General features: G+C 74.3%; 16 protein-coding genes. 13 read left to right on the forward strand and 3 right to left on the reverse strand.

Translation table 11 applies throughout. The features are described from left to right. Nucleotides 1-241 precede the first annotated feature (241 nt). On the forward strand, nt 242-1,498 hold the full coding sequence (serB, locus tag UXQ13_RS23095; RefSeq protein WP_225232564.1) for a phosphoserine phosphatase SerB: 1,257 nt from the start codon (nt 242-244) through the stop codon (nt 1,496-1,498). 1 nt (nt 1,499) lies between these two features. Here serB and UXQ13_RS23100 read toward each other — a convergent pair whose 3' ends face one another. Both UXQ13_RS23100 and UXQ13_RS23105 read right to left on the reverse strand, forming a co-directional pair. Then, a complete protein-coding gene (locus UXQ13_RS23100; protein ID WP_336393067.1) occupies nt 1,500-2,078 on the reverse strand; it encodes an isochorismatase family protein in 579 nt (192 codons plus the stop codon). After that, nucleotides 2,075-3,358 carry a nicotinate phosphoribosyltransferase gene (locus UXQ13_RS23105; RefSeq protein WP_225232562.1) on the reverse strand — a complete coding sequence of 428 codons (1,284 nt, stop codon included), beginning with the start codon at nt 3,356-3,358 and terminating at the stop codon, nt 2,075-2,077. The genes UXQ13_RS23100 and UXQ13_RS23105 overlap by 4 nt, the downstream gene beginning before the upstream one ends. Nucleotides 3,359-3,383: 25 nt before the next feature. Between UXQ13_RS23105 and clpS the strand changes: the two genes are divergently transcribed. Both clpS and UXQ13_RS23115 read left to right on the forward strand, forming a co-directional pair. Then, nucleotides 3,384-3,680, forward strand: a complete 297-nt coding sequence (gene clpS, locus UXQ13_RS23110) for an ATP-dependent Clp protease adapter ClpS (protein WP_225232561.1) — start codon at nt 3,384-3,386, stop codon at nt 3,678-3,680. Next, nucleotides 3,677-4,168, forward strand: a complete 492-nt coding sequence (locus tag UXQ13_RS23115; RefSeq protein WP_336393068.1) for a DUF2017 family protein — start codon at nt 3,677-3,679, stop codon at nt 4,166-4,168. The genes clpS and UXQ13_RS23115 overlap by 4 nt, the downstream gene beginning before the upstream one ends. Here UXQ13_RS23115 and UXQ13_RS23120 read toward each other — a convergent pair. Next, nucleotides 4,107-4,466, reverse strand: a complete 360-nt coding sequence (locus UXQ13_RS23120) for a hypothetical protein (protein ID WP_336393069.1) — start codon at nt 4,464-4,466, stop codon at nt 4,107-4,109. The genes UXQ13_RS23115 and UXQ13_RS23120 overlap by 62 nt on opposite strands. A 91-nt stretch (nt 4,467-4,557) precedes the next feature. Here UXQ13_RS23120 and UXQ13_RS23125 point away from each other — a divergent pair, with 91 nt between their 5' ends. The 10 genes from UXQ13_RS23125 (at nt 4,558) to UXQ13_RS23170 (ending at nt 12,392) form a co-directional block, all read left to right on the forward strand. Beyond that, nucleotides 4,558-5,031, forward strand: coding sequence for a M67 family metallopeptidase (locus UXQ13_RS23125; RefSeq protein ID WP_336393070.1), 474 nt, complete (start codon nt 4,558-4,560; stop codon nt 5,029-5,031). Between the two features lie 160 nt (nt 5,032-5,191). Then, nucleotides 5,192-5,467, forward strand: a complete 276-nt coding sequence (locus UXQ13_RS23130) for a MoaD/ThiS family protein (protein WP_225232557.1) — start codon at nt 5,192-5,194, stop codon at nt 5,465-5,467. A gap of 22 nt (nt 5,468-5,489) precedes the next feature. Further along, complete coding sequence (locus tag UXQ13_RS23135; RefSeq protein ID WP_336393071.1) at nt 5,490-6,440, forward strand: PLP-dependent cysteine synthase family protein; 951 nt, start codon at nt 5,490-5,492, stop codon at nt 6,438-6,440. After that, nucleotides 6,431-7,126, forward strand: coding sequence for an HAD-IA family hydrolase (locus UXQ13_RS23140; protein WP_336393072.1), 696 nt, complete (start codon nt 6,431-6,433; stop codon nt 7,124-7,126). Before UXQ13_RS23135 ends, UXQ13_RS23140 begins: the two co-directional genes overlap by 10 nt. Before the next feature lie 10 nt (nt 7,127-7,136). After that, nucleotides 7,137-7,943: a glutamate racemase gene (murI, locus tag UXQ13_RS23145; RefSeq protein WP_336393073.1), complete on the forward strand. Its 807-nt coding sequence runs from the start codon at nt 7,137-7,139 to the stop codon at nt 7,941-7,943. Beyond that, nucleotides 7,940-8,680: an MBL fold metallo-hydrolase gene (locus UXQ13_RS23150; RefSeq protein WP_336393074.1), complete on the forward strand. Its 741-nt coding sequence runs from the start codon at nt 7,940-7,942 to the stop codon at nt 8,678-8,680. Before murI ends, UXQ13_RS23150 begins: the two co-directional genes overlap by 4 nt. Continuing rightward, a complete protein-coding gene (locus UXQ13_RS23155) occupies nt 8,680-9,636 on the forward strand; it encodes a DNA polymerase domain-containing protein (protein ID WP_225232552.1) in 957 nt (318 codons plus the stop codon). Before UXQ13_RS23150 ends, UXQ13_RS23155 begins: the two co-directional genes overlap by 1 nt. Further along, nucleotides 9,633-10,007, forward strand: coding sequence for a hypothetical protein (locus UXQ13_RS23160; protein ID WP_336393075.1), 375 nt, complete (start codon nt 9,633-9,635; stop codon nt 10,005-10,007). The genes UXQ13_RS23155 and UXQ13_RS23160 overlap by 4 nt, the downstream gene beginning before the upstream one ends. A gap of 137 nt (nt 10,008-10,144) precedes the next feature. Further along, nucleotides 10,145-10,630: a DUF4262 domain-containing protein gene (locus tag UXQ13_RS23165; RefSeq protein ID WP_225232550.1), complete on the forward strand. Its 486-nt coding sequence runs from the start codon at nt 10,145-10,147 to the stop codon at nt 10,628-10,630. A gap of 124 nt (nt 10,631-10,754) precedes the next feature. After that, nucleotides 10,755-12,392: an HNH endonuclease signature motif containing protein gene (locus UXQ13_RS23170; protein WP_336393076.1), complete on the forward strand. Its 1,638-nt coding sequence runs from the start codon at nt 10,755-10,757 to the stop codon at nt 12,390-12,392. The last annotated feature ends 76 nt before the right edge of the window (nt 12,393-12,468 follow it).

Consider the following 12,468-nt stretch of genomic DNA (forward strand, 5'->3'; position numbering starts at 1 on the left):
AGATCCCCCGCATCCGCTCCGAACGCCCCGCCTTCGAGCTGCACTACCCCCACCTCAAGGAGCGCCTGGACGCCGAGGCGCACGCGGGGAAGAAGCACGACCCGTACGCCAGCGAGCTGCTCAGCGGCACCGGCAAGCGCGCCGGGGCCAACGACCCCGACCCGCTGTAGCCACGACGCACCCAGGACGCCCCCTCGGCCCGGCCGAGGGGGCGTCCTGCGTCTGCGGCACCATGACGGGCGTGACCGGCCCAGCCCAGGACCTGCCCGCCGCCGACGCCCCCGACGTCCCCGGGGACGACGTGCCGCACGCCGGCGCACTGCTCACCGTCACCGGCGCCGACCGCCCCGGGGTCACCGCCCAGCTGTTCACCGCGCTGGCCGGGGTGCCTGCGCTCGAGGTGGTCGACGCCGAGCAGGTGGTCGTGCACGGCCAGCTGGTGCTCGGCGTGGTGGTGCACGAGCACGGCGGCACCGACGACGCCGCCTTGGTCGCCCGGCTGGCGCCGCTGGCGGCCGAGGTGGGCACGGCGACCGGTGTGGCTGTGCTGGTCGAGCCGGCGGCGGGGGCCACCGGTCTGGGCCTGGACGGCGTGCGCCGGCACCACGTGATCGTGCTGGGCCGCCCGGTGCCCCCGGACGCCGTCGGCGGCGCAGCCCGGGCCATCGCCGACGTCGGCGGCAACATCGACGCCATCCGGCGGCTGTCGGACTACCCGGTGACCAGCTTCGAGCTGACAGTGTCCGGGGCCGAGGCCGGCGCGCTGCGGGCGGCGCTGGGGGCGGTGGCCGCGGCCACCGGCGCGGACATCGCCGTCGAGCAGGTCGGCCTGGCCCGGCGCAGCAAGCGGCTGATCGTGCTCGACGTGGACTCCACGCTGGTGCGCGGCGAGGTCATCGACGAGCTGGCCGCCCGGGCCGGCCGGGCCGCCGAGGTCGCCCGGATCACCGCGGCGGCGATGAACGGCGAGCTGGACTTCGAGCAGTCGCTGCGCGCCCGGGTGGCGGCCCTGGCCGGCCTGCCGGTGGGGGTGCTCGACGAGGTCCGCGAGCACCTGGTGCTCACCCCCGGCGCGCGCACCCTGATCCGCACCCTGCAGCGGCTCGGCTTCCGCTGCGGCATCGTCTCCGGCGGCTTCACCCAGATCACCGACCCGCTGGCCGCCTCCCTGGGGCTGGACTTCGCGGCGGCGAACACCCTGGAGGTGGCCGACGGCGTGCTGACCGGCGGACTGGTCGGCGAGATCGTCGACCGCCCGGGCAAGGCCCGGGCCCTGGCCCGGTTCGCCGCCGAGCACGGCATCCCGCTGGAGCAGACGGTCGCGGTCGGCGACGGCGCCAACGACCTGGACATGCTGACCACCGCCGGGCTCGGCATCGCGTTCAACGCCAAGCCGTTCGTCCGCGAGCAGGCGCACACGGCGCTCAACCAGCCCTACCTGGACGCCGTCCTGCAGGTCCTCGGCTTCACCCGCGACGAGGTCCTGGACGCCGGCTAGCTCAGAAGCGCTGGGGCTCCCCGGTGAGCTCGACGCCGGCAGTGCGCAGCTGGTCCAGCGCGGCCGCCGTGGTGCCCTCGGCGACGCCGACGGTGAGCGGCAGCAGCACCCGGGTCGCGAAGCCCTCGGCGACGGCGTCCAGCGCGGTGGCCCGGACGCAGTGGTCGGTGGCGATGCCGACCACGTCGACGGTGTCGACGCCGTGCCCGCGCAGCCAGTCGGCCAGCCCGACGCCGTCGGCCGCGCCCTCGAAGCCGGAGTAGGCGGCGGCGTGCTCGCCCTTGTCGAAGACGGCCTGCAGCGTGCCGCGGTCCAGCGCCGGGTGCAGCTCGACGCCGTCGGTGTCCACGACGCAGTGCCGCGGCCAGGTGTCCAGGAAGTCGGGGCTGTCGGAGAAGTGGTCGCCCGGGTCGACGTGGTGGTCACGGGTGGCCACGACGTGCGCGTACTCCCCGCGCTCGAGCCCCTGCCCGGCGTGCGCCGTGATCGCCCGCGCGACGGCCGCGCCGCCGGCGACGGCCAGGCTGCCGCCCTCGCAGAAGTCGTTCTGCACGTCCACCACGATCAGCGCCTTGGTCACCGGTCGACCGTATCGATCGCCGGCTCGCCGCGGGACAGCGACCAGGCCTCGGCGGGCAGCGCCGTCCGCACCTTCTCGTGGTGCCCGCGCGCGGTGCGCAGCCAGGCCGCCGGGTCCGCGTCGGTGACCCGCACGCCGGCCTGCACCAGCGGCACGACCAGACCGCGGTCACCGTCCTGAGGGCTGATCGCGCCCGGGACGACGACCTCGGCGGTCGCGGTGCCGGAGCCGTCGTGCCGGCGCACCGCGGACTTGCGCCCGCCCACCGAGCGCTTCCCCTCGGCGGTCTTGGCCACCGGCACGCCGTCCCGCTCGACCAGCTTGTAGACCATGCCGGCGGTGGGGGAGCCCGAGCCGGTGACCAGGGAGGTGCCCACGCCGTAGCCATCGACCGGGGCGGCGGCCAGTGCGGCGATGGCGTACTCGTCCAGGTCGCTGGTGACCGTGACCCGGGTGCGGTGCGCGCCGAGGGAGTCCAGCAGCTCGCGGGCCTGCACGGCCAGCAGCCCCAGGTCGCCGGAGTCCAGCCGCACGGCGCCCAGCTCGGTGCCGGCCACCTCGATCGCGGTGCGGATGCCCTGCATCGTGTCGTAGGTGTCCACCAGCAGCGTCGTCCCGGTGCCCAGGGTGTCCACCTGGGCGCGGAAGGCGGCGGCCTCGTCGTCGTGCAGCAGCGTGAAGGCGTGCGCGCTGGTGCCCGCCGTCGGCACGGCGTAGCGGGCACCGGCCGCCAGGTTCGACGTCGAGGCGAACCCGACCAGCCAGGCCGCCCGGGCCGCGGCGACCGCGGCCTCCTCGTGGGTGCGCCGCGAGCCCATCTCGATGCACGGGCGCCCGCCGGCGGCGCCGACCATCCGCGCCGCGGCCGAGGCGATGGCGCTGTCGTGGTTGAGGACCGACAGCACCAGGGTCTCCAGCAGCACCGCCTGCCCGAACGGCGCCCGGACGGCGAGCACGGGGGAGCCGGGGAAGTAGAGCTCGCCCTCGGCGTAGCCCTCGACGTCCCCGGCGAACTCGAAGTCGGCCAGCCAGGCCAGCAGGGCCGGGTCGGTGATGCCCTGCTCCTGGAGGGCGGCCAGGTCCTCGTCGCCGAACCGGAAGTCCGCGAGGGCGTCGAGCAGCCGGCCGGTGCCGGCCAGCACGCCGTAGCGGCGGCCGTGGGGGAGGCGGCGGGCGAACACCTCGAAGACGCAGTCGCGGTCGGCGGTGCCGTCGGCGAGGGCGGCGGCGAGCATCGTCAGCTCGTACCGGTCGGTCAGCAATGCCGGGCTGGGAGGCATGGGAAGGCAGCCTAGAGTGGGCGGCGTGGCCGGACCGATGGCGCCCGAGCGGACGACCGAGACCGCCACGGACGCCGAGCACGAGCTCGACCGCCCGTGGGTGACCGTGGTGTGGGACGACCCGGTCAACCTGATGACGTACGTGACGTTCGTGCTGCAGGACCTGTTCGGCTACGACGAGCAGAAGGCGAGCACCCTGATGCTGCAGGTGCACCACGAGGGCAAGGCCATCGTGAGCTCGGGTCCGCGCGAGAAGATGGAGCACGACACCAGCCGGCTGCACGCCTACGGCCTGTGGGCCAGCTACCAGAGGGACGCGTGAAGCCCTTCCGGCGGCGCGGCGACCACGTGGTGGCCGGGCTGTCGGCGCAGGAGTCGGAGATCCTCGGCCTGCTGCTCGAGCAGCTCGACCAGCTGCTCGACGAGGACGCCGTCGACGTCCCGGCCGACCCGGTCCGCGCCCGGCTGTTCCCCGCGGGGCACGCCACCGACGCCGAGATCGCCCGCGACTACCGGGACCTCACCGAGTCCGCGCTCCGGGAGGGCAAGGCCGGTGACCTGGCCCTGGTCCGCGCGACGGTGCCCGCGGACGGCGGCGACGTCCGGCTCGACGACGACCAGGCCCGGGCCTGGCTGCGGACGACGAACGACCTGCGGCTGGCGCTGGGCACCCGGCTGGGCATCACCGCCGAGACCGGTCCGCCGGACCCCGAGGACGGGTCGCAGCAGATGTCGGTCTACCACTGGCTCACCGCCGTGCAGGGGTCCCTCGTCGACGCGTTCGTGTCCGGCGCGGGGCGCCGGAGGTGAGCACCACCAGCGCGGCCAGCAGCAGGTCCAGCACGAAGGCCACGTAGACCAGGCTGGGCAGGTCGTGCAGGTCCTTCACCAGGGCGCCGATCGTGGCCACCAGCACCAGGGTGGACAGCACGAGGATCAGCAGCAGCCCCAGCACCCGGCCGACCAGCACCACCACGAACTCCGACGTCGTCCCGCCCGGGGTGCGCAGGCTGCGCGGGCCGCGGCGGTTCAGCCGGCTGCCGCCGAGCACGAGCGCCGGCAGGGCCAGCACCACGACACCGACGGCCATCAGGACCTGGATCACCACGAGCGCACCACGATCCGGGACCGTACCGGTTGGCGCGGTCGGGTACCGGCCACCGCGGTCGGCCGGCCGACCTGGCCGTAGACTCCCCGGTGTGCTGCGCATCGACCGGGCGTCCTACGACGCGATCGTGGCGCACGCCCGGCGTGACCACCCGGACGAGGCGTGCGGCGTCGTCGCCGGCCCCGAGGGCAGCGACCGGCCCGAGCGGTTCATCCCGATGCTGAACGCGGCGCGCTCGCCCACGTTCTACGAGTTCGACAGCGGCGACCTGCTGCGGCTCTACCGGGAGATGGACGACCGCGACGAGGTCCCCGTCGTCGTCTACCACTCGCACACCGCGACCGAGGCCTACCCCTCGCGCACCGACATCAGCTACGCGTCCGAGCCCTTCGCGCACTACGTGCTGGTCTCCACCCGCGAGCACGGCGAGCAGACCGGCCTGGCCGGGGACGACGTCGAGTTCCGCAGCTTCCGGATCGTCGACGGCCAGGTCACCGAGGAGGACGTCGACGTCGTCGAGTCCTACCTGTTCGGCCACACGCCGACCACCGTCGTCTACGACTGACGGAAGGACCCCCTCGCCCCCCACGACGCGCTCCGCACGCCGTGGGCCCCTGCGAGGGGGCCGGGTGGAATGCGGGTCAGGTGCTGACCGTTCCGCCCTGTAGTGACCGGCCCCGCTGCGTGCTGCGCGAGGCGTCCCCACCCCCACGGAAGGCACCACCATGGCCATCGAGGTCCGGATCCCCACCATCCTGCGCACCCACACCGGCGGCAACAAGATCGTCTCCGGCTCCGGGAGCACCCTGTCGGCGCTCGTCGACGACATCGACGGCCAGCACCCCGGCATCAAGGGCCGCCTGGTCACCGACGAGGGCAAGCTGCACCGCTTCGTGAACGTCTACGTCAACGACGAGGACGTCCGGTTCACCGGCGCGCTGGACACCGAGCTCAAGGACGGCGACTCGGTCACCATCCTGCCCGCCGTCGCCGGCGGCTGACCCACCCGTAGGAGGTCCCACCGTGGCCCGCTTCGCATCCCTCGTCGACTCCCTCGGCGGCACGCCCCTGGTGGGGCTGCCGTCGCTGTCCCCGACGGCCGACGTCCGGCTGTGGGCCAAGCTCGAGGACCACAACCCGACCGGCTCCATCAAGGACCGGGCGGCGATCGCGATGATCGAGGCGGCCGAGAAGGAGGGCCGGCTGCAGGTCGGGTCCACCATCCTGGAGCCCACCAGCGGCAACACCGGCATCTCCCTGGCCATGGTCGCCCGCCAGCGCGGCTACCGGCTGATCTGCGTGATGCCGGAGAACACCTCGATCGAGCGGCGGCAGCTGCTGGAGATGTACGGGGCGCGGATCATCAGCTCCCCGGCCGCCGGCGGCAGCAACGAGGCGGTCGCGGTGGCCAAGCGGCTGGCGGGCGAGAACCCGGACTGGGTGATGCTCTACCAGTACGGCAACCCGGCCAACGCCGAGGCGCACTACACCGGCACCGGCCCGGAGATCCTGGCCGACCTGCCCTCGATCACGCACTTCGTGGCCGGTCTGGGCACCACCGGGACGCTCATGGGCGTGGGTCGCTACCTGCGCGAGCACAAGCCCGAGGTGCAGGTGATCGCCGCCGAGCCCCGCTACGGCGAGCTCGTCTACGGCCTGCGCAACATCGACGAGGGGTTCATCCCCGAGCTGTACGACCCCTCGATGCTGGACAGCCGGTTCTCCGTCGGGCCCGACGACGCCGTGCACCGCACCCGCCAGCTGGTGGAGCGCGAGGGCATCTTCGCCGGGATCTCGACCGGGGCGATCCTGCACGCGGCGCTGGGCATCGCGGACAAGGAGGTGGTGGCCGGGCGCAAGGCCGACATCTGCTTCATCGTCTGCGACGGCGGCTGGAAGTACCTGTCCACCGGCGCCTACGCGGGCACCCTCGACGAGGCCACGGCCGCCCTGGAGGGCCAGCTGTGGGCCTGAGCGACGGCACCGCGCTCGCCCCCGACCTGCACGTCCCGGCCACGGGGCTGCTGTTCGACAACGACGGCGTGCTGGTCGACAGCATCACCGCCGTGGAGAACGCCTGGAGCCGGTGGGCCCTCGCCTACGACGTGCTCCCCGAGCGGGCGCTGTCGATCGTGCACGGCCGGCGGGCCGCGGACACCGTGGCGCTGCTGGTCCCCGAGGACGTGCGGGTGGAGGCGACGGCACTGGTCGACGCCTACGAGCTCGAGGACGCCGAGCTGGTCGCTGCCATGGCCGGCGTCCCCGCGCTGCTGGCCATGCTGCCGCCGGGCACCTGGGCCGTCGTCACCTCCGGCACCCGGGCGCTGGCCACCGCGCGGCTGACCGCCGCCGGCATCCCGGTGCCCGAGGTGTTCGTCGCCGCCGAGGACGTCGCCGTGGGCAAGCCCGACCCGGCCGGCTACCTCGCCGCGGCCCGCGGCCTGGGGCTGACCCCCGCGGAGGCGCTGGTGCTGGAGGACAGCCCGAGCGGGATCGCCGCGGGGCAGGCCGCCGGGTGCCGCGTGCTGGGCATCGGCGAGGAGGCGCTGGCCACCGACGCCGAGCTCGTCGTCCGGGACCTGGCCGGGGCCCGCTGGTCCGGCGACGGACTGCTGCTGCCCGCGGCGACCGTGCTACGCGGTCCGGCGGGGGCGCACTAGCCTTTCCCCGGTGGGGACCTCGCCGAGCGCCGACGCGCCCCTCGGGGTCTTCGACTCCGGGGTGGGCGGGCTGACGGTGGTCCGCGCGATCCTCGACCAGCTGCCGCACGAGGCGGTCCGCTACGTGGGGGACACCCGCAACGGGCCCTACGGTCCGCTGCCCATCGCCGACGTCCGGCGGCACTCCCTGGCGGTCATGGACGACCTGGTCGAGGCCGGGGTCAAGATGCTGGTGGTGGCCTGCAACTCGGCCAGCGCGGCCTGCCTGCGCGACGCCCGGGAGCGCTACGACGTGCCGGTGGTGGAGGTCGTGCTGCCGGCGGTCCGGCGCGCGACGGCGGCCACCCGCACCGGCCGGGTCGGCGTCATCGGGACGACGGCGACCGTCACCTCCGGCGCCTACGCCGACGCCTTCGCCGCTGCCCCGCACATCACGGTCACCAGCACCGCCTGCCCGAGCTTCGTCGACTTCGTCGAGCGCGGGGTCACCAGCGGCCGCCAGCTGCTGGGCCTGGCGCAGTCCTACCTCGAGCCGCTGCTGGCCGCCGACGTCGACACCGTCGTGCTCGGCTGCACCCACTACCCGCTGCTGACCGGCGTCCTCTCGCTGGTGCTCGGCCCGGAGGTGACGCTGGTGTCCAGCGCCGAGGAGACCGCCCAGGACGTCTACCGGGTGCTCACCGGGGCCGACCTGCTCCGTCCCGACGACGCGGCGCCGCCGCCGCACGCCTTCCTGGCCACCGGTGACCCCGAGCCGTTCGCCCGGCTGGGCCGCCGGTTCCTCGGCCCGGTCGTGGACACGGTGCTGCCGGCATGAGGCTCACCGTCGTCGGCTGCTCGGGGTCCGGGCCCGGTCCCGAGTCGCCGGCGTCGAGCTACCTGGTGGAGCACGAGGGGTACCGGGTCGTGCTGGACCTGGGCAGCGGGGCGTTCGGCGCGCTGCAGAAGGTGCTGCCGCCCGACGACGTCGACGCCGTCCTGCTGTCCCACCTGCACGCCGACCACTGCCTGGACGTCGCCCCGTTCGTGGTGTGGCGCCGGTACTCCGGGCTGACCACGCGCGGCCCGGTGCCGCTGTACGCGCCGGTGGGCGCCGACCGCCGGCTGCGGCTGGCCTACGACCTGTCCGACGGGCCGATCGACGACGTGTTCGAGGTGTTCGGCATCGGGCCGGGGTCCTGGGAGCTGGGACCGTTCCGGGTCGAGACGGCCCGCACCGCGCACCCGGTCGAGTGCTACGCGTTCCGCCTGACCGCCGGCGGTCGGTCGCTGGTCTACACCGGCGACACAGGGGTCTGCCCGGCCGTGGTGGAGCTGGCCCGGGGCGCGGACGTGCTGCTTGCGGAGGCCGCGCACCCCGACGTCCCGGGGTTGCCGGCCGACCTGCACCTGACCGGCCGGGAGGCCGGGGAGCACGCGCGGGACGCCGGAGTGGGCCGGTTGCTGCTGACCCACGTGCCGTCCTGGGTCGACCCGCAGGCGCAGCTGGCCGATGCCGCGGCGGTCTTCCCGGCGTCCGAGCTGGTCGGCCCGCTCGCGGTCTACGACATCTGATGGCCGCCCGGGAGGAACGCGACGGGGTGTCCTTCTCCTCGCTGGACGCCGAGGTCGGCGACGGGCTGGGCGTCACCAAGCGGGCGCTGGCCGACCACTACGACGCCTTCGCCGACCGGCTGGTGCCGCTGCTGTCCGGCCGGCCGCTGACCATGGTGCGGATCCGCCCGGGGGCGGCGGCGTTCGTGCAGCGCGACATCCCCAAGGGGGCGCCGGACTGGGTGCGCACGGTGGCCACCTGGTCCGACCGCACCCGGCGCGAGGTGCATCAGGTCCTCGTGGAGGACCGTCGCACCCTGCTGTGGCTGGCCAATCAGCGGGCCGTCGAGCTGCACGTGCCGTTCTCCCCGGTCGTGGACGGCGCGTTCGCCGAGCCCACCGGCCTGGTGCTGGACCTGGACCCGCCCGAGGACGGCGCGTTCGCCGACGTCGTCGCGGTGGCCCGGCTGGCCCGCCGCGCGCTGGCCGACGCGGGGCTGGCGGCGGCGGTGAAGACGACCGGGTCCAGCGGCCTGCACCTGGTGGTGCCGGTGCACGGGTCCTCCCACGAGGACGTCGCCGCGGCCACCCGCGCGCTGGCTGCCCGCACCGCGGCGCTGGACCCCGAGGTGGCGACGACGGAGTACGTGGTCACCGAGCGGGGCGGCCGGGTGTTCGTGGACTCGACGCGCTCGGGCCGCGGCACGATCGCCGTCGCCTACTCACCCCGCGCCCGGCCGGGCCTGCCGATCTCGGCGCCGGTGGGCTGGGACGACCTGGACGGGGCCACGCCGCGCGGGGTGACCGTCACCGACGCCGCGGACCGGATCACCGGCGACCCGTGGGCCGACGCGCTGCCCGACCCGCAGGCCCTGCCGGCCGACCTGGTCGCCGAGGGCCACACCATCCCGGTCGCCCGGGTGGCCGCGATGCACGAGGGCAAGCGCCGCAAGAGGGCGGCCGAGGACGGTAGGTGAGACGGCTGCCCACGGCGGCGGCCGTCGTCGTGCTCGCCGCGCTGACCGCGGCCGTCCACCTCGCCGTCCTCGGGTGGGACACGGGGTACGACGTCGACGCGACCACCGGTCAGGTCTCCGGGCCCTACGCGGTCTGGCAGGTGGCGCTGGCGGGCGCGCTGCTCCTGCTGCTGGGACTGGCTGCAGCGTGGCGGGGGCCGGCGTGGCTGGTCGCCGTCGTCCCGGTCGTCTTCACGGTGGCCTGGGCGGTGTCGGCCGCATCCGCGCCGGACGGCGACGGGCTCTGGCCGGTGGGCGCGGCGCTCGTCGCGGTCGGGACCGGGATCGGCGCGTGGGTGTGCCAGCGGGTCGTCGGGGTCGTCCGACGCTGACCGGCCGGGCGGCGGTCGTCGCGGGAGGGCGGCACGGATCGACCGCACGGTCAACCGACCTTGTGGACGAGGGCCGCCGTCCACAGGGGCGGGTCTGACCGCCCGGATACGTCGGGGGTCGCCCCGATGGTCCCGCCATGACGACACCGCAGGAGACAGCCTGGCTCGACCAGGAGGACACCGATCGCTCGCAGCTCATCCGAATCCACCGCTGGACGGTGCAGTACGTGGGGCGCGGTGAGGAGGCGGACGAACCGCCGTTCGGCTACACCGTGGGCCTGTTCGGCCTGGGGCACCCCGAACTCGTCGTGGTCGGGGTGGGACCCGAGGACGCCTACGCGATGCTGCAGCGGGTTGCGGACCTGGTGGTCGACGGTCGGGACCTGATCCCGGGGGAGCTCGTCGTGTTCCCCGACCGACCCGACGGATTGGTCGTCGAGCACCTGCCCAACCCGGCCGAGATCCTCTTCGCCGCGAACCGGCACTACCGCCGGCCGGACGAGTTCTCGGTGCCGGCCTACCAGCTCGCGTGGGCGCACCAGGACGGGACCCATCCCTGGGATCCGGCCTACCCGTGCGATCCGGCTGACTGCCAGCCGCGCCCGGGGACGTGGCGCGCGTGACCATCCGCAGCTGTCTGGTCACCCCGTATTGCCTGCTCAGAGGCTTGATGAGGAATACAGAACTGTCGTACCCCTCTGGTGGACTACGTCCATGACAGCGACGGCGCGACGGTTCCGGGTGGAGGTGACCCCCTACGTCACCGCCGTGCCCGTCGACTCCGCGCCGGTGCCGCGGCTGACCGAGCTCGCTGCTGCCGCCGGGCTGTCCGGTGCTGAGTTGGACGCCGAGTTGGCGTCGGTGCAGAAGCAGATGTCGGCCCTGGCCGCGTACCGCGCCGGCCTGATCGAGCGCAAAGCCACCCTGGGCGCCCGCCAGCCGCTGCCGTTCGCGCCGGGTGCCCGCACCGACACGAGGCCGGACACCGATGATGACCCGTCGCTGCAGGTGGCGGATGACTTCTTGCCCGACGAGGTCGCGGTGCTGCTGAACATGTCGGTGGGATCGGCTCGGTATCTGGTGGACGACGACCTGACCCTGGTCCGGCAGCTGACGGCGGTGTGGGAGGCGTTGGCTGATCAGCGGATCGACGAGACCCGCGCCAAGGCGATCGTGCGGGCGTTGCGCTACCAGGCCCGTTCGTGGGGCGGCCCGGTCGACGACGCGATCGTCGATGCGGTCGCTGCCCGCGGTGTGGCGTGGGCTGCGGCCGGGTGCGCGCCGTCGACGTTGCGGGGTCGGGTCGAAGCCGCACTGATCGCTGCGGACCCCGAAGCGGCGGACCGGCGGCGGGAGTTGCGGAAGCGGGAGGCCGGGGTGCGGGTGCAGAGCACCGGTGACGGACTGGCGGACGTGCGGGTGACCGGGATGGAGGCGGCCACGGCGAAGCTGGTCAAGGCGCAGCTCGGCGCGTTCGCACGGGAGCGAAAGGCCGACGGGGACGACCGCCGCACCGGGGAGATCGAGACCGACCTGGTGGCCACCTTGATCACCCGGCCCTGGGTCCAGCAGGACCCGGCGGTCGCGCACCTGACCATCAACGCCGACCTCGCCGACCTCCTCCCCACCGCCCCGGCCGAGGCCGGGTCGGCGACAGCCGACGACACCGTCCCCGGCGACGAGGCGACGCAGGACGAGGCGCCCCGAGACGAGGCACCTGGAGTCGAGGCAACCGAATGCGAGGCAACCGAAGGCGAGGCGATCTGCGCCCCGGCGGCCGGTGTGACCGACGGTGGGAGCCGGGTCGGGCACATCGGCGGGCTGCCGGTGACCCCGGCCGCGGTGCGGTCGCTACTGCATTGGATCGACGCCCTGGGGCTCACCCATCCCGAGGGCGGCGACCTGGCGTTCACGATCACCGGTGATCGCGGCCGGCTGCTGGCCGTGGCCACCCCCGAGGAACTGGTCGCCGCCGCCAAGGCCGGCCGCGGCGTCGGTCCACCCCCTCCAGCTGCTGGCTACGGTCCGACCGCCGCCCAGTACCGGTACTTGCGCGCCCGCGACCGACACTGCCGGTTCCCAGGGTGCCGGCAGGTCGCCAGGTCCTGCGACGCCGACCACGTCGTCCCCTACGACCACCACAAGCCAGAGCGCGGCGGACCCACCTGCGTCGGCAACCTGGCGATGCTCTGCCGCCGCCATCATCGGCTGAAGACCCACGCACCCGGCTGGCGCTTCGAGATGGACGACGACGGCACCCTGCACGTCACCACCCCCGGCGGTACCACCCGCATAACCCGGCCACCGGCCATGGGCGAAGTTCTGGATCTGCTGACCGAGCCGCCACCGCCCTACGACCCGGCAGCCGATCCGCCTCCGTTCTGACGAGGTGTGCTGCCGTGAGGGGCCCTAGATGAGTAAGTCCGAATGACACGGGTGTGATTTCAGGGCGGAGGGTGCT

Origin of the sequence: Klenkia terrae (genome assembly GCF_037083865.1) — a bacterium.
Taxonomy (GTDB): Bacteria; Actinomycetota; Actinomycetes; order Mycobacteriales; family Geodermatophilaceae; genus Klenkia; species Klenkia terrae.

Excerpts from the sequence above, each read along its gene's own strand:
- UXQ13_RS23165 (WP_225232550.1), top strand. The coding sequence starts at position 10,145 with ATGACGACACCGCAGGAGACAGCCTGGCTCGACCAGGAGGACACCGAT.
- UXQ13_RS23150 (WP_336393074.1), top strand. The coding sequence starts at position 7,940 with ATGAGGCTCACCGTCGTCGGCTGCTCGGGGTCCGGGCCCGGTCCCGAG.
- UXQ13_RS23105 (WP_225232562.1), bottom strand. The coding sequence starts at position 3,358 with ATGCCTCCCAGCCCGGCATTGCTGACCGACCGGTACGAGCTGACGATG.
- UXQ13_RS23155 (WP_225232552.1), top strand. The coding sequence starts at position 8,680 with ATGGCCGCCCGGGAGGAACGCGACGGGGTGTCCTTCTCCTCGCTGGAC.
- UXQ13_RS23130 (WP_225232557.1), top strand. The coding sequence starts at position 5,192 with ATGGCCATCGAGGTCCGGATCCCCACCATCCTGCGCACCCACACCGGC.